At 45.0% G+C, this 21,238-nt stretch carries 27 protein-coding genes and 2 rRNA genes; 2 read left to right on the top strand and 27 right to left on the bottom strand.

Annotation, left to right across the window (positions count from 1 at the left end; genetic code table 11):
* Positions 1–407 precede the first annotated feature (407 nt).
* The 12 genes from AAE250_RS16205 to AAE250_RS16150 all read right to left on the bottom strand — a co-directional run bounded on the left by AAE250_RS16205 (position 408) and on the right by AAE250_RS16150 (position 8,055).
* Positions 408–722, bottom strand: coding sequence for a hypothetical protein (locus tag AAE250_RS16205; RefSeq protein ID WP_294601939.1), 315 nt, complete (start codon positions 720–722; stop codon positions 408–410).
* The gene (locus tag AAE250_RS16200) at positions 703–3,570 is read right to left on the bottom strand and encodes a hypothetical protein (RefSeq protein ID WP_294601941.1); all 2,868 of its coding nucleotides are present in this window, start codon (positions 3,568–3,570) and stop codon (positions 703–705) included. The genes AAE250_RS16205 and AAE250_RS16200 overlap by 20 nt, the downstream gene beginning before the upstream one ends.
* Before the next feature lie 78 nt (positions 3,571–3,648).
* On the bottom strand, positions 3,649–3,807 hold the full coding sequence (locus AAE250_RS16195; protein WP_294601943.1) for a hypothetical protein: 159 nt from the start codon (positions 3,805–3,807) through the stop codon (positions 3,649–3,651).
* A gap of 17 nt (positions 3,808–3,824) precedes the next feature.
* On the bottom strand, positions 3,825–4,094 hold the full coding sequence (locus tag AAE250_RS16190) for a hypothetical protein (protein ID WP_294601945.1): 270 nt from the start codon (positions 4,092–4,094) through the stop codon (positions 3,825–3,827).
* A 10-nt stretch (positions 4,095–4,104) separates the two neighbouring features.
* Entirely contained in the window at positions 4,105–4,950 is an 846-nt protein-coding gene (locus AAE250_RS16185; RefSeq protein WP_294601946.1) for a phosphoadenosine phosphosulfate reductase family protein, read from the bottom strand.
* An 18-nt stretch (positions 4,951–4,968) separates the two neighbouring features.
* Positions 4,969–5,889, bottom strand: coding sequence for a radical SAM protein (locus AAE250_RS16180; RefSeq protein ID WP_294601947.1), 921 nt, complete (start codon positions 5,887–5,889; stop codon positions 4,969–4,971).
* Positions 5,890–5,898: 9 nt separating this feature from the next.
* Positions 5,899–6,264, bottom strand: coding sequence for a hypothetical protein (locus AAE250_RS16175; protein ID WP_294601949.1), 366 nt, complete (start codon positions 6,262–6,264; stop codon positions 5,899–5,901).
* Between the two features lie 19 nt (positions 6,265–6,283).
* Entirely contained in the window at positions 6,284–6,520 is a 237-nt protein-coding gene (locus AAE250_RS16170) for a hypothetical protein (RefSeq protein ID WP_294601951.1), read from the bottom strand.
* A 36-nt stretch (positions 6,521–6,556) separates the two neighbouring features.
* Positions 6,557–7,024, bottom strand: a complete 468-nt coding sequence (locus AAE250_RS16165; RefSeq protein ID WP_294601952.1) for a hypothetical protein — start codon at positions 7,022–7,024, stop codon at positions 6,557–6,559.
* Positions 7,025–7,053: 29 nt separating this feature from the next.
* Positions 7,054–7,614: a response regulator transcription factor gene (locus AAE250_RS16160; protein WP_294601954.1), complete on the bottom strand. Its 561-nt coding sequence runs from the start codon at positions 7,612–7,614 to the stop codon at positions 7,054–7,056.
* Positions 7,611–7,844 carry a hypothetical protein gene (locus AAE250_RS16155; RefSeq protein ID WP_294601956.1) on the bottom strand — a complete coding sequence of 78 codons (234 nt, stop codon included), beginning with the start codon at positions 7,842–7,844 and terminating at the stop codon, positions 7,611–7,613. Before AAE250_RS16155 ends, AAE250_RS16160 begins: the two co-directional genes overlap by 4 nt.
* 7 nt (positions 7,845–7,851) lie before the next feature.
* The gene (locus AAE250_RS16150) at positions 7,852–8,055 is read right to left on the bottom strand and encodes a helix-turn-helix domain-containing protein (RefSeq protein WP_294601958.1); all 204 of its coding nucleotides are present in this window, start codon (positions 8,053–8,055) and stop codon (positions 7,852–7,854) included.
* 169 nt (positions 8,056–8,224) lie between these two features.
* Here AAE250_RS16150 and AAE250_RS16145 point away from each other — a divergent pair, with 169 nt between their 5' ends.
* Both AAE250_RS16145 and AAE250_RS16140 read left to right on the top strand, forming a co-directional pair.
* Positions 8,225–8,623 (top strand): hypothetical protein, encoded by a 399-nt coding sequence (locus AAE250_RS16145; RefSeq protein WP_294601960.1) that lies wholly within the window; start codon positions 8,225–8,227, stop codon positions 8,621–8,623.
* A 28-nt stretch (positions 8,624–8,651) separates the two neighbouring features.
* Positions 8,652–8,891 (top strand): hypothetical protein, encoded by a 240-nt coding sequence (locus AAE250_RS16140; protein ID WP_294601962.1) that lies wholly within the window; start codon positions 8,652–8,654, stop codon positions 8,889–8,891.
* 215 nt (positions 8,892–9,106) lie between these two features.
* Here the strand turns inward: AAE250_RS16140 and AAE250_RS16135 are convergent, their stop codons facing one another.
* The 15 genes from AAE250_RS16135 to AAE250_RS16065 all read right to left on the bottom strand — a co-directional run.
* The gene (locus AAE250_RS16135; RefSeq protein ID WP_294601963.1) at positions 9,107–10,417 is read right to left on the bottom strand and encodes an anaerobic C4-dicarboxylate transporter family protein; all 1,311 of its coding nucleotides are present in this window, start codon (positions 10,415–10,417) and stop codon (positions 9,107–9,109) included.
* Between the two features lie 33 nt (positions 10,418–10,450).
* Positions 10,451–11,551 carry an SGNH/GDSL hydrolase family protein gene (locus AAE250_RS16130; protein ID WP_294601964.1) on the bottom strand — a complete coding sequence of 367 codons (1,101 nt, stop codon included), beginning with the start codon at positions 11,549–11,551 and terminating at the stop codon, positions 10,451–10,453.
* 206 nt (positions 11,552–11,757) lie between these two features.
* Positions 11,758–12,564, bottom strand: coding sequence for a hypothetical protein (locus AAE250_RS16125; protein ID WP_294601966.1), 807 nt, complete (start codon positions 12,562–12,564; stop codon positions 11,758–11,760).
* A 12-nt stretch (positions 12,565–12,576) separates the two neighbouring features.
* Positions 12,577–12,945, bottom strand: coding sequence for a GntR family transcriptional regulator (locus AAE250_RS16120; RefSeq protein ID WP_294601968.1), 369 nt, complete (start codon positions 12,943–12,945; stop codon positions 12,577–12,579).
* A 2-nt stretch (positions 12,946–12,947) separates the two neighbouring features.
* Complete coding sequence (locus AAE250_RS16115; protein ID WP_294601970.1) at positions 12,948–13,778, bottom strand: hypothetical protein; 831 nt, start codon at positions 13,776–13,778, stop codon at positions 12,948–12,950.
* A complete protein-coding gene (locus AAE250_RS16110; protein ID WP_294601972.1) occupies positions 13,775–14,629 on the bottom strand; it encodes an ABC transporter ATP-binding protein in 855 nt (284 codons plus the stop codon). The genes AAE250_RS16115 and AAE250_RS16110 overlap by 4 nt, the downstream gene beginning before the upstream one ends.
* A 204-nt stretch (positions 14,630–14,833) precedes the next feature.
* Positions 14,834–16,279: a tetratricopeptide repeat protein gene (locus AAE250_RS16105; protein WP_294601974.1), complete on the bottom strand. Its 1,446-nt coding sequence runs from the start codon at positions 16,277–16,279 to the stop codon at positions 14,834–14,836.
* A 5-nt stretch (positions 16,280–16,284) separates the two neighbouring features.
* Complete coding sequence (locus AAE250_RS16100) at positions 16,285–17,235, bottom strand: PstS family phosphate ABC transporter substrate-binding protein (RefSeq protein ID WP_294601976.1); 951 nt, start codon at positions 17,233–17,235, stop codon at positions 16,285–16,287.
* A gap of 10 nt (positions 17,236–17,245) precedes the next feature.
* Positions 17,246–18,061: an energy transducer TonB gene (locus tag AAE250_RS16095; protein WP_294601978.1), complete on the bottom strand. Its 816-nt coding sequence runs from the start codon at positions 18,059–18,061 to the stop codon at positions 17,246–17,248.
* Between the two features lie 27 nt (positions 18,062–18,088).
* Entirely contained in the window at positions 18,089–18,739 is a 651-nt protein-coding gene (locus tag AAE250_RS16090) for an ExbD/TolR family protein (protein WP_294601980.1), read from the bottom strand.
* Between the two features lie 40 nt (positions 18,740–18,779).
* Entirely contained in the window at positions 18,780–19,385 is a 606-nt protein-coding gene (locus AAE250_RS16085; protein WP_294601982.1) for an ExbD/TolR family protein, read from the bottom strand.
* 29 nt (positions 19,386–19,414) lie between these two features.
* Positions 19,415–20,227, bottom strand: a complete 813-nt coding sequence (locus tag AAE250_RS16080) for a MotA/TolQ/ExbB proton channel family protein (RefSeq protein ID WP_294601984.1) — start codon at positions 20,225–20,227, stop codon at positions 19,415–19,417.
* Positions 20,228–20,380: 153 nt separating this feature from the next.
* Positions 20,381–20,821: a hypothetical protein gene (locus tag AAE250_RS16075; RefSeq protein WP_294601985.1), complete on the bottom strand. Its 441-nt coding sequence runs from the start codon at positions 20,819–20,821 to the stop codon at positions 20,381–20,383.
* Between the two features lie 142 nt (positions 20,822–20,963).
* A 5S ribosomal RNA gene (gene rrf / locus AAE250_RS16070) occupies positions 20,964–21,074 on the bottom strand.
* Between the two features lie 68 nt (positions 21,075–21,142).
* A 23S ribosomal RNA gene (locus AAE250_RS16065) occupies positions 21,143–21,238 on the bottom strand; the annotation flags it as partial.

Genomic DNA, 21,238 nt, shown 5'->3' with positions numbered 1-21,238 from the left:
TATATATCGTTCTGATTGTTTTGCTTAGAAATTTTTGCAACTTTGCGCCTTGTAACTTTTAAGATTTAACTAATTGGCTACCAGTATATATATTGGTAACAAACCAAATGAATACAATTTGTGCCATTCAAATAGAATCGTAACTATGCAGCCCATTTGTTATCCAAGTTTTAAAAGTAACAAACCCTTATTTTTTGTAACCGATGTTTGTTACTAAGAATGTAACCTTTGTTACTTTCTATTTATTAAGTATTTATCTCTTTTTTCAAACATAGGTTACAGAGTTACAAAGTTTTTGTATAAATTAAGGAAAGAGAGTGAGAAACCCAGGAACGAGGGATGTCGGCGCTATCTTATTAAATAGTAAAAGCTGCGGACAGTTGTGCCCACAGCCTTTACAAAAAGCTCTACTCCGGTACAGGATGTCGGTACCTCATGGCCTTATGGAAATTCGGAGGCAGGGGCTTTCGCCTTAGCCTGGTGTAATCATCGTTCAGCTCAAAGTCCATCCAGTGATTTTGTGCCAGGAGGAACGCGCCTACAGCCACAAGCATCCACGGCAGTTTCTTCTTGTCGGCATTGAGGTTCAGGATAGTAGTCGGCTTCATTAGCTCCAGGTAGTCATAAACCTGACGGATGTAGGCGGTAGCCGATTCATCGAGCAGCATTTCCGGAAGAAACCGCTCGTAATGCTTGATATAATCAGAACGGAACGTTTCCATCACTACTTTCTGTTTGAGGCACGAAAGCCGCCGGCTCTCCATTCTTCTGTCTTGAGCGCATATAAATCATCTCTTTGGTCTTACCGTCTATCTTCTGGAGATATCGGCCGGACTTGTTGAGCAGATCCATCGGATTCATCTCGGCAATGTAAGGGCACAACTCGGAGAAACTACGCAATGCCTTGGTGAAGCGCTGCATCTTCCAGAATTCCTTTTTCGACTTGGAGGTGGTAATGAAGTCATCATAGACCAATTCCCGGACAATGGGCGTATTCAGATTCTCGCCGTCTTCAGCGAAGTAGCAGTAGGCCCAATCCTCGAAGTCGCTGCCCATGTCGGCCTTGCGCTTGCGGGTAATGATGTTCTCCATCGGTGGCTGTATTTTGATGCTGCGGTCGGCCATGGCCAGGTAGAACTGAAGGCATTGGGCGAAGAAATTCAAATCCCAGTTCCAGTCCTCTTCACTGTAGTCCGTGTTCGTCATCAGGTTGCGGTCGAAGTCATCGCGGATGGTACGGGTCTCAAGATAATCGTTTTCTTCTGTCTTCTGGTGGTAGTAATCCGAGAACACCATATACAACATACGTGCCGACGTGGAGGGATCAAACTCACGCGGTACATAGTTCGTGGTAAAACCGAACTTCGGAGAGTCTTCAAACTCGATAAAGAATGATTTGTTGTTCTTAGGATTGACCGTCATGCCCGAAGTGATGTTGTCATAGAACTGGCTCATCGGCAGGTAACGGTCGCAGTCATCGACCAGGACAAAGTCCGTATGAACATCCACCTGATCGAACACGTGCGGATTGTCGAGTAGACGGGGATTACGCCCGGAAAGATTGACGGTCCGCATAAAGAACCGGAACGTCTTAAAAAGGAAGCTCTTGCCGCTACGCCCGTTACATTCATCATCTTCGCCTATCTTGTTGTCCATGGCATAGAGCGCCCATGCACGTGACGGCGATTTATATCGGTGCATATTATAACCGATGGCAAACATCTTGTTCAGCAGATTCTGCTTCTGCTCGCGGATCTCATCCGGAGAAAGCAGCGGTCCGGCAATGTCAAACTTATGCTCTGCCCGGTACTTATCCGCTTCGTCCACTCCCTTATCCTTCCAGGCATACTCCAGCTCCTTACGCCAGTACAGGCGGCTGGCATTTATTAGATAATTGAAGAAGCAACTCCTGTGCTCCTTGATGGTGACATCGAATATATCTCTGCCTTCTGCATCTTGTCTATACGACCATTCAAACATCGGAGGGAGAATACTGACCTTATGAGTTATTACGTTCGACTCCCATGCGCTGCGGTTGTCGGGTATCTGCCCATGCAGCGACTTAATGCCGTCTTTGCTGACCTCCCATGTCTCTTTGTCGAAGAATATATATTGCTCCTTGGGGGTATAGCTCCGGAAATCCAGGTTGATTTCATCAAGCTGCGCCAAGGACGATTCTCCAGTACGAGGAGAGTTCATTATCAGATTGCGGATATCCACCGGAAGATAACGCTCTATGGTAAACCGCTTGAGAAATGCCACAATATCCTTGGCCTTAATCTCACTAATGATGCATCCCTTCCGACGTATATACCTAACCTCGTTGGAGTTATCATCCTTTAGGGTATAGAACCCGTTCAGGGAAAGAAAATAGTGCAGATAGGAAGTGTTCACTTCATAGGTCATCTTGCGGCTGCGCTCGCTCCAGCTATCCACCCAGAATCTGGCGGGCATGGCCAGTGTCTGCAGGTTGCGGAAGTCCTCCTGCTTCGGCCGCAAGCCCACAAAGTCACGGAAATCTTTGCGGGGCTTTCCGCGTTGGTCGCGATAGCCACGCAACCAATCCGGAAGCCATATCGTATAGATGTCAAGGAAGCACAGTGCCAACTCGGTTCCCTTGCGAATACCGGTATCGTCGATGTCGGGAATGTTATAGATGCACTCCACGTATTTATATATCTCCTTGATTTCTTCAGGAGTCACCTTGTAGGTTTCGCTGTTGAACCACAGTGGGTGGCAGCCGAGGGCACGGACACAGAGAGAATCACGCTCACCGGAACAGATGAAGGCCTCTTTCAGCTTCTGCTCCTTGTATTGGGCGTCTTTGTTCTTCGGATCATTGAAGAAAGATTTCTCTTCTTGTACATTGAAATCCCGATAAGCTTTCTGTAGCTCGGCAAAACCGTTGATATATTGTTTCGGCTTTACTCCATCAGGGGTATAGCTGAATCGCCATTGCTTATCTGGATTTAAAGGTTCGTATATCTTGTAGAACTTGTCGGTGCTACCATCTTTTTTGGTGACTACACATTCGCGCATGAAGATGGGGTAAGTAGGCGTAGTGTATTTGGTGGTGACTTCACGGTTCCGGACGTAGGAAATGGACTTGGCCACATACCAGTGCAGCGCATCGGCATGCTCCTGCTTGACGCGCGGGCCGAGGATTTGTAATTGCTCATCAGTAAACTTCTCTTCGAGCTCGAAGAACCTGCTGCCTTCGGCTTCGTCAGCCATAGCAGGCCGCTTACGAATATCAGGTTTGTTTACGGATCGCTTGAGTTCATCCGTCACATTGTATCGAGAAGCAAGCAGTGCCACAGCTTCAGGAAAGCGGATGTTCTCTTCATTCATGCAGATATCTATCGGGCTCATGGCCGAACCTGCATCGCCGAAGTCAGTAACCTTGTAGCAGTCCTGGAACTTCTTGAGGCAGGCTGAAGCGTCATCTTCATCAGGACGGCGCTTGAATTTTTTTTTGTTGTCTACGCACCCTTCAGCTTGCGGGTAGTAGTATAAAATAATATCTAACCCGTCATGGGTAGCAGCGTAGATATCGGTAGCTTTAATCATATTGAGGATTATTTAATTGGTACAAAGGAATAGCGTTACGGTCAAGTTATCAAGGACGTAACTTTTTCATATTATTGCTTAATCATCCGGTGGCTCTAACTCACATTCAGCTTTGCACCACGCATATTCACACATCTGTTTGATTAATTCAGCTTCAATTCCTTGATCCCAATCTGCAGAAATTGCTCCACTCATGGTATCGAACGTAATGGTTAAGACTTTTTTTTCATGTTTCATTCTACTTTGTTTTGATGTTATAAAAATTCATTATACGTTACAACTCCTTTAATGTTTTTGTAACATTCTCCATTGTTGAAAGAGGCTTCCGGATCAACGTCCCACATTTTGACATTTCTTGAAAATTCATCAAACTCTTTGCAGGCTTCTAAAAAATCAGATGATTTAGATTCAAATGTTTCAGAATCGCATATCACAAGCTCTACACCACTTGTAGGGTTATACTCTGGATTCGCCTCCGTCATGGCAGCCATTGATCTATAATTAAATATCCATGTTTTGCTCATATATTTCTTGTTATACGTTAAACTCTATTTTCTGTTGCAGCACTTCGTCTGCATAATATTGGTCAAAACTTTTATCGCTTATCCACCAATTAAAACCAAATTCGGCATCGGTAAAGTTATGGTTGATATATCCGGCATCAATGAGCTTTTGAATAGTTTGAACCCACTTTCGTTTTGCATGGGGAAAACGCTGACAGTCTTTTCGTTTCTGCTTGTAATTAGACATCGGACAAAGAATACAACCAATTCTTTTATACCCTTCGTCGTATAGTGAACAATGTTTTATGCCATTCCCGTTTAGGAAGTCCCATACGTCTTTATCAGTCCAATAGATTATAGGAGAAATCAGTACTTTATCCTTGCCTCCTACGCACGTAATCATCTTTTCCTTATGCTCGGAGAATTGGTCGAAGTTTCCGCTAAATTTTCTATCCCCTGTCTCCACCTCATTACGCTTGGAACGTCTTACGCTTTCTGCATGGCGAATGCCGATAAGAGTTACTTTTCCTTCACCGGACATTTCTTTGTATTTAGCGCAGCACCAACGTAACCTACGTGTCGGAAGAAAGTGACACTTCAAAGCCATGTCGTAAATAGACATTTTAGGTTTTATCAGTTCCACGTCCGGGTAGTTCCGTTTTACGAAGCGAATAACATCCGGAGGGTCAATGCTTGTAAGGTTCATGTGAGCCTTAAATTTTACTCCTGCCATCTTTGCAAGGTGGTAGAGGGCTTGGCTATCCTTTCCACCGGAGAAAGCAAGGTAGAAGCCATTCTCCGGGTCATAATCAAGTGCCATCTGTTCACATTTGCGAAGTAGGGCAATGGAGTAGTCTATTTTGGATTGCAGGTTCATTTCTACTTTTATTTTACTCTAATTGTTATAAAAATATTCATTACATCTAAACCCTTTGCGTGGGGTGAAGTCTTTAAACTCGCAACTCATATAGAATTCTTTCCGGTCAGCCCAATGCGCCATATCTTTCTGCCATTGCGGAATCACTTGGTGTGGATTGTTCAAGCTCCGATAAGGTTGGCAGTGAGGGAGAAAACGGCGGCTTACACCTTTCCAATGATTTACACGATGGAAGGACTCTTTGAATTCCATTAGAATGCAGTATAGGAAATATTCTCCCTTGTACCCGTATTTATCAATCAGCATCGCTGCACGTTCAACTTCCGCAATCTGCCCCGGTGTATCACAACCGAATCTTATTCGCTTTATCCATTTAACCCTTGCAAGTAGATGAGCTATATCATCTGTTACCAAACGAGCATCTAAACCTTGATTAAAATCCACATGGAGCTTCAACTTCACAATCTTTTCTATTTGTCTGAGTCCATAATCAGAAGCCAGAACATTGTTATCCATCAGGATAATGTTCTTTCTTCCATTGATGAATATTTCCTCAATGTCCATATAAGGAGCTATCGGGCCTTCTTTTTTCGGAACTACACACCATTTGCACTTGTTGGGACATCCACGAGTAAGGAATCCGTAAGCCACTTTGTCATCAAGTTTGTAAAGCGAATAGTCTGGCTGCAATCGGTCTATCTCAAGAGGAAGTATCTTATCTACATTAATACCCGTTCCCCCAACCTCCAGTTCATCAGTGTTGATGTAATACCCGTAATTAGGCGTGAAACTGAATACTTTGGCGGCATAGACTTTATCATAATGGAACAACGGATTATACCATTCCACATTGTCACCTATTGCCTTATGATAGCTACTAATCTTCATAAGTGCGAGATTAGGATAATTACTGTCAATTGCTAATATTCCAATGTTCATACCTTCTTTTTACATTACAAAACATGTACAACTATATACTCCATCTTCAGGAATCCCTCCAAAGTCAACCCGAATACACAACTCCCCGCAAATGACAAAAGGCTTTTCGCTCACCACCTTGCCATATACACCATAATGTTCGTGAAAGACTTCTGAACCCGGCTCCATTGAATCCAGTGCTTTTTTCATTTTCTCGGAGGTATAGGCGGTTATCCATCTATTAGAATAATTGTAATAAAGCAATCCGATGCCGAGAGAATCGCACATCTGCAAGACGGTTTCTTCCACTTGCTGCCTGCTAAAGACAACACTGGTCTGCAGCTTCTGTACTTTAACGTCCGGGAACTTCTTTTTGAATATTGTTTTAGTAATCATGATCCTTATTACTTAAATATTACTTTTTCTTGTTTAACCAATCTAAAGCGCTTTGCAAACTATCAGTATAATCGGCATTATAGATATAAGCTACTTCATCACCGGCCTTGTACTGCCGATCATTATCTGTTTCTCCCAAAATAAACTCCATGTTTGGAGTACCTAATTTGAATACACCTATACAATAGGTAAAACCTACATACTTTTTGCTTTCTTTAGTTGCTAAAAGAAAAATTCTTTCTGAATTTGATTCCATAATATTATTCCTTTATTAATCAATTACGGTTTGTCATCATGCATCTTCCTTGAATAGGAGAAGCACTTTAGCAACATCCTCTACGTATGTTTTTTTGAAGAAAAGGCACCCCATCGAGCACTCTGCATAATTACTCATTTGATACAAATTCTCACCAAAGGCCATCTCCAGCGCATTGATAAGTCGCTCGTAAGTTGCTGGGAGAAAGTTCACCATCACCTTAACTCCGTCGTTCTGGTCATCCCGATAGATATTAGCGAAACGCTCATTGCCAAGATCTATCTTATCCACATACTTGGTCGCATCCGGGAACATACGTTTGGCCGCACCCTCGCTATAAATGACATTCGCATAGTTCTTGCTGATCTTGCATGATAACAGCACAACGCTACCAGGCAATAACCGTCGAATATCTTCTTTGGTTGCTGATTGATTGATCCGAAGCTGCAGCTTCACTGCATCCGGAAAAAGTGTTCTTGCTTTTTCAATGTTGTTTAAATCCATTTTACTTAATTATTTGAAGTTAATACTTTTTATTTCATTTGGTTCTGATGCCAATATGCCACCAATTCGGCCACATTGTTTACCCTTATTTTAGCCTTGATATTCTCGCGGTGTCTGTTCACGGTACACGGAGAAATATGCAACTCTACAGAAATTGCATCCGTTTGCAAATTAGCCGCAATCAGTCGAAACACTTCGAGCTCGCGCTCGGTAAGTTTGGTATTAAGTTCAGGCTTGCAAACAATGCCTTCAAGCTCACACTCGCCACGCAGAGGGCAACGCACCTCTTCGAATTGGAATACACCGTTGTGATTGATATCAAGATTATATTGATCATACTCTCCGAAGTTGCAGCGGATAAAGCGATGAACGACCTTATATTCGTAGTGCCACCGATTCATCGTGCTGGCAGAATACAACTTCATTAGCGCATCATGCGCCTTCGTGTATCTGTCTCGGATAATGGCCAACATTTCAGATACGAGCTCCCGATCATTCTCCTTAAATGGAACAGCCGGTTGCCCCACAGCCTTAACCATCACTTCACCTTCAGGAGTGTTATAAAATTCTATGTTAGTAAGAGATGTCATTGTTTGTATTTCCATGATACAATGAAAGGCATCTTGTAGTCATCATCCTCTGTTATACTATACCCAAGTTCTTTCAATTTGTCCTGGTCATTTTCAGAAATAAAAATGAAACGAGTCTTGTATAGACCTCTTTTTGCCGCCATCTCTATATGACTGCATATTTCCTCTACATTGCTATAATTCATAGCTTTTTCTCGTGCCTCTTCGGCTGTAATAAATTGTACACTCATAACCTTATCAATTTTTATTTATCGGGAATAGTTCTTCTACACTCTTGCCAAGATGTTCGGCAATCACTTTCTTTTTAAGCATAGGCGGCTCCACCTCGCCAGACAGCCAACGATACACTGTCATCTTGGAAGAATAGGTTATCTCCGCAATCTTTTGGATTGTATCTAACCGTACATTGGGTAACGAATCTATATAGTCTCTAAATGCCATATTTGATAAATATTTGATGGTTTATAATTCGCTATAATTGTGTTTTTGTTAACTTAGCGGTGTTATTATTAGTAACACAACGCAAATATGATAAACATATTTATCATACTAAAATAAATAGATAAATATATTTATCGTATTAACTTTTATTATCAGTTAGGAATAAAGTATGATTAAGCAACGTCTTTTAGATATCTGTAAAGCTTTGGGCATCTCTGCGAGTGAGATGAGCACCTCTATTGGTATGAGCCGTCCTTACATCGCCAATCTTAAAAAGGATATAACAACAGAAGTATTGCTAAATATACATACCAAATATCCTTCAGTAAATATCATGAGAATTATAACCGGAGAGGGGGATATCTTGCTTGATGATAATAAAAATTTGAATAGTGAAATTAATTTTTCATTTTTCATCGAGAAGTACAACCAGCTTGAGAGTGAAAATAAAAAGTTGCTTTTAGAAATTGGTGAATTGAGAGGTCAGCTTAAAGTCATTAAAAAAGATGTCCACGAGGAAAGCAATGTAATATGTGCCATTGCAAGCGGATCAGATTTGGAGAAGTAGAATATATAATATCTAAATATTAAACATTATGGAAAAGGAATTTGAAAAGAAAGCATATTCAGAACTTATGCAACAATCAGTAGAAGAAACCACCTTCTACATGACATCTGCAATGGACATTATCAGCAATAAATATGGCGTTGCCTATGCGGAGGATCACCCCGAACTTGTAGCTGCTTTTATGCAGACAGCTGCCATCATCAATTTGGAATCTGTTCTCATGAACAAATTGGAAAATATCGAGAAAGCGATAGATCAGATACAGTAAATCAATAACTTACAGGAATTATCCTCGGACAGATTTCGGACAAATACCCATAAAAACAACTGAGTAAAGAAACGTATAAGATTGATAATCAGCTATGTTTTAAAATCCAAATTACGATATAGGGTCGGATCTCCGCAACTAAATAAAAAAAGAATCGCAATTCCGCGATTCTTTTTTGTTTCTATACGTCTGTAATCACCCGTCTCCCTTTACATTCAAAAGACTTTTATAAACAGCAACCCCAATGCGATGGCCACTACCGTTGCAACTAAGCCGGGCATCATAAATGAATGATTCAACACATATTTACCAATCTTGGTAGTTCCCGTACGGTCAAAATTGATGGCAGCCACGACGGTAGGATAATTGGGAATGAAGAAATAACCATTTACGGCTGGAAACAAAGCAATAAGTATCATCGGTGAAATGCCCAAAGCAATGCCTAAAGGCATCAAAGCACGCACCGTAGCCGCCTGACTATAAAGCAGAATGGACATAGCAAACAAGGCTATGCCAAACAACCACGGCATCTCCCTTACCACTCCTTCAATAGATTGCGTCAGTTGGAGCATATTGCCCTGAAGAAAAGTATCACCCATCCAGGCAATACCGAAAATAGCAATGACGGCCTGCATACCTGCCGGAAATACCGAACCTTGCGTCGCCTTAATGCCATCAGTCCTGGTCAGCAACAAAATAAGGGCGGCGGCGGACAGCATCACAATCTCGATGATGGCAGACATGCCCAGCTTCACCGTTTCACCATCCACCACGAACGAAGGGCGTAAGCCATCGAAGGAGCCAAAGAAGACAATAAAGACAGTGGCAAGTATGAAGATTAATACAGATATTATGGCGTGATGCTTATTATGTATGTCTTGCAGTTCTACCTTCTTAGTATCGAGATAACCTTCTGCCAGTCTTTTCTTGTATTCAGGGTCATCGACCAGCTCCTTGCCTACTTTCATTGAGAACAAGGCGCCTACCAATACACCTATGATAGTAGCCGGGATGGTGATCTTCAATATATCGAACAGAGTTATATCAAACCCCGTCAGCAGTCCGAGCAGCGCAACGGTTGCAGCAGAAATAGGACTTGCCGTGATGGCTTGCTGCGAAGCAATAACGGCTATCCCCAACGGTCTTTCCGGACGTATCTTTGTTTCGGTAGCTACTTCTGCAATAACGGGAAGCACAGAATATGCCACATGCCCCGTACCGGCTACAAATGTAAACAAATAGGTTACGATAGGGCTCAGAAGCGTAACTTGCGACGGATTCTTGCGCAGCAGTTTCTCTGCCAACTTTACCATATAGTCCAGTCCACCGGCCGCCTGCATACACGATGCGGCAGAGATAACAGCAGCTATCATCAACATCACATCAATAGGCGGAGAGGTGGGTTGCAATCCGAAACCAAATGTCAGTATCGCCAGGCCGACTCCTCCCATAACACCAAGACCGATGCCGCCCAAACGGGCACCGATGATGATAGCGACTAATACAAATGCTAATTGCAGAATCATACTTTGTACATTCTATCCGTTACGAAGTATAAACTAATTCCAACCCGTAATTGTTTTCAGAAAAGCAGTCAACTCATTTGCCATCTTTTGCTGCTGCCTGCGGGAAGGATGATAAGAAGCCCCCATTCCCAAAGCGCCCGTCTGAAGAGACATGTCGAAGCGATACAAGTTTGCATCACCCTTCTGCTTGGCTTCGGTAACGACTGTATTCAAAGCTGTTTTTACCACTTCGAGAGACTTACCGCCCAACATGCATCCGGTCAGGAAAACAATCTTAGCCTGGGGATAATGACCGCGGATGGTCTTCAGGAAATTACGATAAGCTTGCGTCAGCAGCTGCGGGTCGTAATTGTCGGTACTCGTATCGTTCGTACCCAGGTTGATGCAGACCACATCCGGAGTATACAGACTATGGTCCCACGTTTCGGACGGGTCGGAGAACAAAGTCTGCTCGTACATGGCAGGCATGCAGTCGGGATTCCCCGTCCTCGGCCCGTTATAATTGCGATAAATACCGATGCCCGAACGGGCAACCACCAAATGTTGCGCCTTCAAGGCACGGGCCGTGACAGCCGCATAAGTATAGTAATGATTCTCCGTTTCGTTGGTGAAGGGCAGCGAAGCATCGGTAGCCTCTACACCATATCCGCAAGTGATGGAGTTGCCTATAAATTCAATCTTCCTCGCCGGCAGTTGGGGAGCCTGGGCAAGTTTACAACCTTTGTCAAGATAGAACCCTCTGAATTCCGGGCGAAGGTGAAAACCTTCGATGACGTACATGATGCGTGCCGTATGCACACCTGCCGGCAATGCTTCCGCCAGAATCTGAACAGAGTCTTTCTCGCCGAAACCGATTTTATAGGGAGATTGGTTATCGATCTCTACCATGAAATAGCCGCTGTTGGGCTTTGCCTTCATGGCCAGGGAAGTTCCTTCGAAATTCGCAATGATGCTGACTCCGGGATAGGTGAAGCAAGGCGAAGAAGGATTACGATGTGAAACACGTCCCATGTAGACGATACGGGAGTCGTTTGCGGGAATAAATGTACAGTCAGCCGATTGGGCAAATACAGCCAGCGACTGGCTGAGGAAAGTGAATGCAACAACTATTTGCAGAAAAAGATGCTTGTTCATAGATTCTAATGTTTTATAGGATGCGAAGATAGGAAAATCTACAAAACAAAGCAAAGCTGCACTCGCTATAATGTAGGAGAATGAAAATCTGTCATTTCCATTCTCCTCCTCTCAGGACTCACCTACCACCCCACCCTTCGGGCACCCCTCCTTCCTGAAGGAGGGGAATTAAGATACTCTGCATATTATTGTTACAGCATTATCGGTCACTCTCCTATTTCTATCTTGGCCGCCTCCGGCAAATTCAGAGTCAAGGAAGCCTTTTCTGTTTGCGGAGTCCACAAAACTTGTCGGCATTCTCCTTTCTGAAGAGTGTTACGATGCTCCCTGGAACCGGTCAGATGCTCCGTATCTATATGGAAAGAATCTGTTTCTACATCCCATCTGCGAATGTCATCCAGGTTCAGATATAAATCATGTACTTCACCGCTATTAAAATGCAAGCTTTCAGCACAAGCGCTTAAAGAATTGATACGGCAATCTTCCACGCTGGCAGCCCCCTGTACGTTGAACGAAAAAGTATCCCGGTCGAAACCCTTGAAGGTTGTTTTCAAGACATAAGCCGCGACAGACACATGCTGAACACTCTCCGGTATATTCAGGCACATCCCTGCCGTGCGCACATTTATCCAGCGCATATCCTTAAATTTATCATCCAATTTGTTTGCCGAGAGATCGAACACAATATTCAAAGTATCTCCACTGGTTTTCATCGACAAGTATGAATCCAGTCCATCGGCATAGGCAAAGCTACCCGTTGCCGCACCCGTAGATTGCATCAACAGCGTTGTGTTTTCAAAAGCGACGGTTTTCCCCCTATCCTTCTCGTCCGTATGTATCAAGAACTGTACTACACGGCATTCGGGCAACTGCACCGTCTTCTGTTCTCCGTTGATCTCCACGGAATTGTCTTCCCAGGTACTACCCAGGGTAGGTATATAGAATATTACGCCGATTATCGCCACCAGTCCGGCAATCAGCATTCCTATCAGTATATAAGTTGTTCTTTTCATAACTATCTTCTTTTATTTTTGTTTCTTAATAAACTCCTGGTACATATCCGCCAGTTCTTTGGCCGAAATCCCCAACGTAAATATCTGCTTGAAGAAATAATCCACTTCTTCTTTCAGAAAATATTCTTTTCGCAGCGAAAGGATCAATCCGCGTGCACCGGCCGATACAAAGTAACCGATGCCCCGCTTGTTGTAGATGACGCCTTGCGTCTGCAAGTAGTCGTACGAGCGCATCACCGTATTGGCGTTGACCTCTACCACAGCCGCATACTCCCGTACCGAAGGAATACGCTCTTCCTCCTGATATTGCCCGAGAAGCACTTCATCGCAAATGCGGTCTGCTATTTGCAGGTAGATGGCTTTACTATCTTTAAAGTTCATAATTACCAACGGTTAATGATTTCTGATTCTTTGAAACGGAAATAGGCAAGTACCCAATTAAAGAAGACGAAAATGAAATTGATCGTAATTACCGTATTGCGTGCCGCCACTTCGGAGATATCTCCACCGCTTATATTGAGATCATGGGGTACGACAGCCTTGATACATGCTATTGCAACCAAAACATACACTATCACAATACATATCCCGGCAGCAAACGTCTTGACAAGTGCATTCTTGGGCCAGACAACGCTACCCAACAAAAAGAACGATTGGGCAAAGAAGTATCCGCTTATAAACATCAGCGCCTGGCCATTTTCTACAGAAGCGTCGTAAAAGCTACCGGTATTCGTACAAAACTCCCAAAGCGGGAATGAAGAGACGATATCCAATTGAGGATAAGCTACCGTATAGACAGCAACGCGGGTCCAGTCTGCCATCTTGAAAGCAATCAAGTATACCACGAGAAAACCAAATGTAGCCAGTAACCAGCGGGAGAAGAATTTCTCGAACATGGTGGCAGGCGTCATCAACACAACAAGCCGGCTCGTTTTGGTCTTCATCCGCTCCATGGTGAACGAAGCACTGATACATCCCCAGGCAAAAAGTCCGCACAGAAACAATACAGATTCAAATACCCACATAGGGTCCGTCTCACCTGCCGAGTAGGAACCGGCAAACTTATAAGTATAATACCCATTCCAAATAAAAAGAATTGCCAGAACTCCATAGACCATCACCGAACGGAGCACGTATGGCTTCCAATTCTCTACCATCTCCTTGCGGCATACGCTCACAAAGCGGCTTAAACTAAAAAAAGTATCGCTTATCATTGTTCGTTCGTTTTAGAGTGAAACATAGTTGCTATCTCATCGGGGGCGGCAAGCGCGGCGCCGAACAACAGTTCGAGGTTGATTTCCGATTCTTCACCTTCCTTATTAGGCAACATCAGGAAATTGCCCTGCACGGACGGAAGTGTATAGAGTGCCGTCTTCGCCAGCTCCCGGTCGTCGCTCTCCGTGAAAAAGAGTTTGCTGCAGATGCTGGCAATGGACTGGTCCAGCAACACATGGCTATTGTCCATTATCAATACATGGTCCAGCACCTTGTCGATATCGCGCACCTGGTGTGTAGAGATGACAATGGTTTTATCGTCCGACATGCCCGAAGCAATAAATTTGCGGAACTGACTCTTGCCCGGAATATCCAGCCCATTGGTAGGCTCGTCCATCAGCAGCAGTGAGGTATTGGTGGCAAGTGCAAAACTCATGAAGACTTTCTTCTTCTGCCCCATGGACAACGCTCCCAGGTCTGCATCCAAATTCATCTCGAAGAAATGCAGGTACTTCACCATATCTTCCTTACTGAAGCGCGGATAGAACTTACTGTTCAGTTCTACGTAGCTGATCAGAGAAATCGATGGCAGTTCGAACTCTTCGGGCACCAGGAACATGTCCTGCAACGTAACAGGCAACCGACGACGTACATCGGTATCACGGTACATTACCTTCCCACGTTTGGGAGTAAGCAACCCGCTCATCAGGTAAAGCAGTGTGGACTTACCGGCTCCGTTCTTTCCCAACAGCCCGTATACCCTGCCTCCTTCCAGCGAAAGCGAAAAATCGTGCAGGACTTCTTTCTTGCCCTTACGATAACTAAATGAAATGTTTTCTACTTGTAACATACGCTTGGATGATTTAAATATTCTATTATTTATGTGTATTAGTATAATAGTACACCGCAAAGGTAGACATTCTTTTGATATCTGCAAGCGCCCGAGCAAGAAAAATGCAAAGGAAGAAGAAAAAAGAATCAGAAGCCTCAAAAAAAAGAGGAGCTAAGAATCACTCTCCGCTCCTCCCGACACGACAAACAACTAAAATTATCGCTATTTGATGCCGTCCAACGCCTTTTTTGCTGTGGCATTGGTGGGGTCGATAGCCAGAATTTTATTCCAGAACTCTTTTGAAACAGGGTAATCGCTCTTCAGCAGATAGTAATAGCCCAAGTAACTGTAGCACTCTATCAATGCTGCGTTGTATTTCGAATCGTTTTTAGCCAAAAGTATGCCCGCTACCTTTTCATAATAAGGTTTTGCCAAACCTTCTGTTGTTTCAGGGTCTATAGCAGAGTTGGTGCGGGCACGCCACAAATCGCCCAGGTAACTATCGGGAGCTTGTTCGGAAACAAGTGCAAACACAGAGTCGGCAGACTGCAAGGCGGCCATGCGGTCGGCAGGCCGGACGGCGAGCGTGTCCTGGGAAGTTCCTTCTCCGTAATAGAGGCGGCCTAACTGGAACAGGGTTTCGGGAGTCTTTTCACTCTGCTTCAATGCATCATAATATTTCCGGTAAGCAGCTATGGATTGCGGATAATCGTTGTTCTGCTCGTAGGCATCGGAGATTTCGCGCCACAGTTCAATCTGGGTATTGTCTTTTTCTAATGCTTTGGCATACTCCGCCACAGCCTGATCGTATTTCTTCAGGGCGCTCAACAAAGCTCCATGGTACCGATAGTCCAGATAAGAATAATCGGCATTGTCCGAAGCGTGGAAGAAGGCGTCGGCATATCGTTCGGCTTCCTCGTAGCGTTTCAGGTCGGTAGTGTTGTACATGGCAAGGCGGTTGAAGGCGGCATGGCGGGCATTCGCAGCCAAACCTTCCTGAGCAACCTGCAAGGATTTCTCAAAATCATGGTTCAGGAACAGGGCGAAAGCATATTTCAGCCGGTCGTCTTCCGTAGCCACGGGGGTGTCGATAAACTTGGCATAGGTTTCGGCTGCTTTCCCAAAGCGGTTGTTGGCATAATACACTTCGGCCAGTTCCTTGTCGGCTTCCACGCAGTCGGGGGCTATCGCTTTGAGTTGCTGCAACTTCTCTATGGCCTGCGTGGGACTGGCCGATTTGTAGGCTTGCGCATACTTCAGATAACCTTCGCGGTAATTGGGGTCGAAATAGATGGATTGCTCATAAAGTTGGCAAGCCTTGCCCACGTCTTTCCGGGCAAGGGCTATGTCACCTTCGAGTACAGAGACCGCCGGAGCTTTGTTATCGGCCTTCTTTGCCAGTTCCAGGTAGTTCTCGGCTTCCGGCAGTTTGCCTGCATCCAGGTAGGCACGGGCAACGGAGGTCACAAGATCCACATTCTTTTTATTCTTGCCTTTCAGCAGTGCATCGGCTTCATCGAGAGCTTGTTCGGGACTCGTCTTTATCAGACTTTTCACTTTATCCACACCCGCCTGCCATTCGGGCACCGGCGTTTGTGCGGCGAGCGTACCTGCCAGCAGCAGCGCTCCCATACAGAGTACAAATTTGTGTTTCATTTCAGCTTTCATTTTAGTTATTCATCTTTGACGTTCACCACGCGCACCGGCTGGGTGGCGGGCAGTAATCCCGACTTCAGTATAATCCGCTGTCCCCGGTCGGAAGCGAGGAAGGAGGCAAATCCCCAGGGGAGTGCGCCCCGCGGGTCGTTCAGCAGGGCATAGATGCTGCGTGTCAACGGATAAGTGCCGTAAAACAAATATGCCTGATAGGGTTTGTAACTATTCGCAGGTGTGGCTTTGTCGGCGGCACTGACGGACATTACCCGCACCTCTGCACTGAAAGAGAGTCCTGTACTGTCGTTGCGGTCGCTCAGCCAGTTCACACCGATAATGCCGATGGCATCGGGCGTACGGGATACGTAGTCGATGACTTCTTTATTTGTCTTCAGCGCCTTTACACGGTTCGAGAGCGCTGCTCCCCGACAGATGGAGTCCACTGCAAAGCGTACGGTACTGGAATTCTTATTGTCGAAGACCAAGCGAATATCCTTCAGGCGGGAAGTGGGATAAATGTCCGTCCATTGTCCGGCATCTCCGGTCAGGATGCGGCGGATGTCTTTTACCGTAATCAGCGAATCCGGATTGCTGCGGTGGGTAATCAAAGCCAGCCCGTCCGTGGCAATCTTTATCTCCTCCGGGAAGAATTTCCGGCTGTTGAAGGAGTTCATCTCCTCGGGAGTCAGCCTGCGGCTGGTTATTGCCAACCGCAGACTGTCCTTGAGCAAGAGATTGACGGCTTCAACTTCCGTCACATAACGGGGTACAATTCCTGCCAGGGGGAACAGACCCTCGAATACATCGATTTCTTCCTGAACAATAGGCTGGAAACTTTCGTCGGCAGCTATTGCAATCACACCGGATGTATAGGTATCCGTCTGTCCATCCTTGGGCTTGCTCTGGCAGGCAGACAGCAGAGCCAGCATTACGAACAAGCCCGAAAGCTGAAGTTGTTTCACCGTTTTCATACACACACACTTATCGTAACCTAAACGTTATCGGCACTGTATACTTCACAGAGACCGGTTTACCATTCTGCTTGCCCGGAATCCAACTGGGCATTGATAATATCACCCGGACGGCTTCTTTGTCACAGTAGGGGTCCAGGGTTTTGAGGATGGTCACATCCCGCACTTTACCGTCTTTGCCTACTACAAACTGGCAGGTCACACGTCCTTGCACACCGTTCTCCTGGGCAATTGTCGGATATTTCAAATGATCGGCAATATATTTCAGCAGTTCGGCCTGGCCACCGGGGAAGGTAGGCATCTGCTCTACCATATCGAATACTTTTTCCTCTTCTACGGGTGCCTGCGTAACCACTTGTTTCAGGTCGGCAATGTCCTTGCCATTGGCTTCGTCATTACCTTTCACATCTGCAATGGAGATGGCGACTTTGGTCTGGGTCAGTTCCGTCTGGCTCTTTATCTCATCCTCATCCCTTACCTCTTCATCTTTCTTGATGACGGGGGCGGTGAACTTGATTGAACTCTTCAAGGCGGGCGGCGGCGGGGCTACAGGTTCCACGCGCTTCATTTCTTCCTGCTTCACTTCGGGCTCTTCCAGTTGCGAGAGGGTGGTCACTTCCGTCATCACTTCCTTCTGCTTGGGGGTAGCCATCTTTATCAGTGTAGGAATGCTGAAGCCTATCAGTGCAATGACTATCACCAATATCACAGCTATATTATGACGCTTGGGAGAGTCCTCACGCATCTTATAGGCGCCGTACGCTTTGTTCTTGCCGCTGAATATCAGGTCACACCACGCCTGAGAACTTAAATCTACTTTAGACATATTCTTCTAATTTTTAGGTGTTACACATCATTCGGCAATGTTCTGCGACAGAGCGCCTTTGCCTTCGTAGTTCTTCATCAGAAACTGGTCGGCTTCGGCAATGTCCGTTATCACATACTTACCTATATTGCATATCTGCATCTCATCGAGGGCATCAATCAGATTCTTGTACGAGGCTGCATCGGTAGCCTTGATGATGACTGTCGGCGTATCTTTTCCGCTCTTTATTTCAGAGAGCTGTTTCCGGTAGTCGTCTTCTGATATCTTCAGTTCCAGTTTCTGCTGCTTCAGCTTGTTCACTTCATTCACAGCAGCTCTATTACGTTGCAGGAGCATTGCCCTCAGACCGTCCGGCTGATAGGTGGTTTCCTTCAGCGAGGTGTAGTCTTTGTAGTTGGGCTCTCCTTCGTAATAATACAGTTTGTTGTCATCGCCCAGTAGCAGCGTGATGGCTTGCGATGCCTTTACTTTAGTCTGCTGCTCTTCGGTAATGCTCTTGTCGTTGCTCGGCATGCTTATCTCCATGGTCTGAGGTTTGCTCAGTGAGGTACAAAGCATAAAGAAGGTAATCAGCAGCATGTTCATATCTACCATCGGAGTAAAGTCCACCCGGACGGTCATTTTCTTCTGTTTGCTTTTCCCGCCTTTCTTATTGCCGCTTTCTTGTATTTCAGCCATAATGTTTTCCTTTCTTGTTCTACTTGTAACTCGTAGCTTGTCACTCGTCACTTGTTGTTTTCAGAGAAGTAATCAGGTTGTACCGGTTCTCCCTGAGGTCCTGAAGCGAGTTCATCACGTTCTTTATTACGGAATAAGGAGTATTGGCATCTGCCTTGATGGCAATACGCAGGTCGCTGTTCGCTGCACGGGCATTGCGTACCCATGCTTTGAACTGATTGTCGATACTGTCGGTCGGTATTCCTTCATTCTTCAACACTGCATCCTGCTGGTCTTGCGGCAAGTCGAGGTATTTCTTCATGCTCTTCATCGGCACGCCGAAAGTAGATGCCAACATGAACTTCTTGGTTTCCTCCGGAGTAAAGGTTACTCCGTATTCCTGCCCCATAGCTTCCAGCACATTGCGCAAGTCAGCCTGTTTGTCCAGACTCATAAATATTTTTCCGCTCGGGTCGACCAATATCTGGAGTACATTTGTCTCCGGAATCTTAATCTCTGATACGGAGGCCGGGGTGGTGACCTGTACCGGTTCTTTCTTCACAAACGTAGAAGTCAGCATGAAGAAAGTCAGCAGCAATACGGTCACGTCACTCATCGCCGTCATATCGATGAACGTACTTTTCTTTTTTATCTTCGCTCTACCCATAATTGTAAGATTTAAAGGGTCCGGTCGATTTATTTATGCGTAGCAGCAAAAGTCTGCACAATGGAGAAGCCAACCTCATCGAGGCTGTAAGTCAGCTTATCAATCTTATTGGTATAGTAGTTGTAGGAAATAACGGCCAGTGCACCGGTCAAGATACCGAAGGCAGTATTAATCAATGCCTCGGAAATACCTTGCGACAACGCCATAGAGTCGGCACTACCTCCGGCAGCCAAGGCAGCAAACGAACGGATCATGCCGATAACCGTACCGAGCAGTCCCATCAATGTGCCCAGCGTAGTAATGGTACCGATGATCGGAAGGTTCTGCTCCATCATCGGCAGTTCCAGCGCGGTAGCTTCTTCCAGTTCCTTCTGAATGGCAAGTAATTTCTGATCTTTAGAAAGCTCGGTGTCATTCTCCATTTCGGCATACTTCTTCAAAGTAGCATTCACTACATTGGCCACGGAGCCACGCTGTGCATCACAGACCTGCTGAGCCTTCTTCATATCACCGGCAGCCAGAGCCGCCTTTATATTAGCCACAAATTTTGCCAACTGGCCTTTACCGAAAGCAGCACGAATAGCAATGTAACGTTCAATGCTGAGTGCAATGACGGTCAGCAAGAGGGTTTGAATGATCGGAACAATAAACCCACCTTTATAGATAGTACCGAGGAAGTTTCCCGGCAACGGGTGGTTGTTCGGATCATTGTTCATGAAGTTGGATGGATTTCCCAACACAAAGTTAAAAATAAGCACGGCGATAATAAAACAGATAACGATTACCCAACCGGCAGACTTGATGCCCTTAAAAGAGGCGGATTTCTTTTGAGTAGTTTCCATAACGATAAATTTAATTGTTAGTATTGAAATTGATTTTGAAGCATAGGGGTAGCAATGTCCACATCTCAGCACAAAGGCATACGAAGAGGACACCCACTTTCTGCTACTACAGGGAAAGAAGGGGAAAGAGAGGTTTTAATAAAGAAGTATCGGCTAAATCAAAATCCGCCGGAGCGTATAAATATAGTAATCACTACCCGTCATTGCATAATACGGGTCTTTATCTGAATAGTATAGTTTAGACTGATCTTGTACGAGAAGGTTCTCGTGATTGGATAAAACCAAAAGAATATTTCTTAGAAATATGTTATCTTCAAGAGCTCTGCGCAGACGCTGCTGGTTCATAGAATAGATTTCGGTAATTGGTTTATTACCCAATTCTATATCCGATGTCCACGTATATTTAATATCGGTAAAAGCAGAGGCTTTCGTTTCAACATTATCGGAAGAAGAACATGAAGATAAGGAAGCTGAGACTTCGCAGGTTTCGGCCAGTCTGGCATCCACCTTTGTAAAGTCAAAGGCTTTAGCACTAATGCTGCAAGTCAGCATCAGTAGCATGTACAGCCAGAATGTCTTTACAGTTGTTTTCATGTCGTTTCTAATAGGTTCACAATAATAAACAGTTGAGGTTTATATTTGTTTTTCAAGAACTGCACTTTTTTACATTTTCGACACAGAAAACATATAAAAACAAGAAAGCCCCCACATCTAATGATATGGAGGCTTCTCTCTAAAACGGCGACTACCTACTCTCCCACTGTTACGCAGTACCATCGGCGTGACCGGGCTTAACTTCTCTGTTCGGAATGGGAAGAGGTGGAACCCCGGTGCTATAGTCACCTGAATAAGGTAGACATGATGTAAAAAAGTAAAGCTATTTGCTTACTGAAGGTATATATCCCCATACCCGGAAGACAAAAAGTGAACGGGCAATTAGTAATGCTCGGCTATGATGTTACCACCTGTACACCTGCATCCTATCAACGTCATCGTCTTTGACGACCCTAA

It is taken from the genome of Bacteroides sp. GD17 (genome assembly GCF_038448625.1).
In the GTDB taxonomy this organism is placed as follows: domain Bacteria; phylum Bacteroidota; class Bacteroidia; order Bacteroidales; family Bacteroidaceae; genus Bacteroides.
The sequence above is the reverse complement of the archived record's forward strand: the minus strand, read 5'-3'. Positions and strand labels throughout refer to the sequence as shown.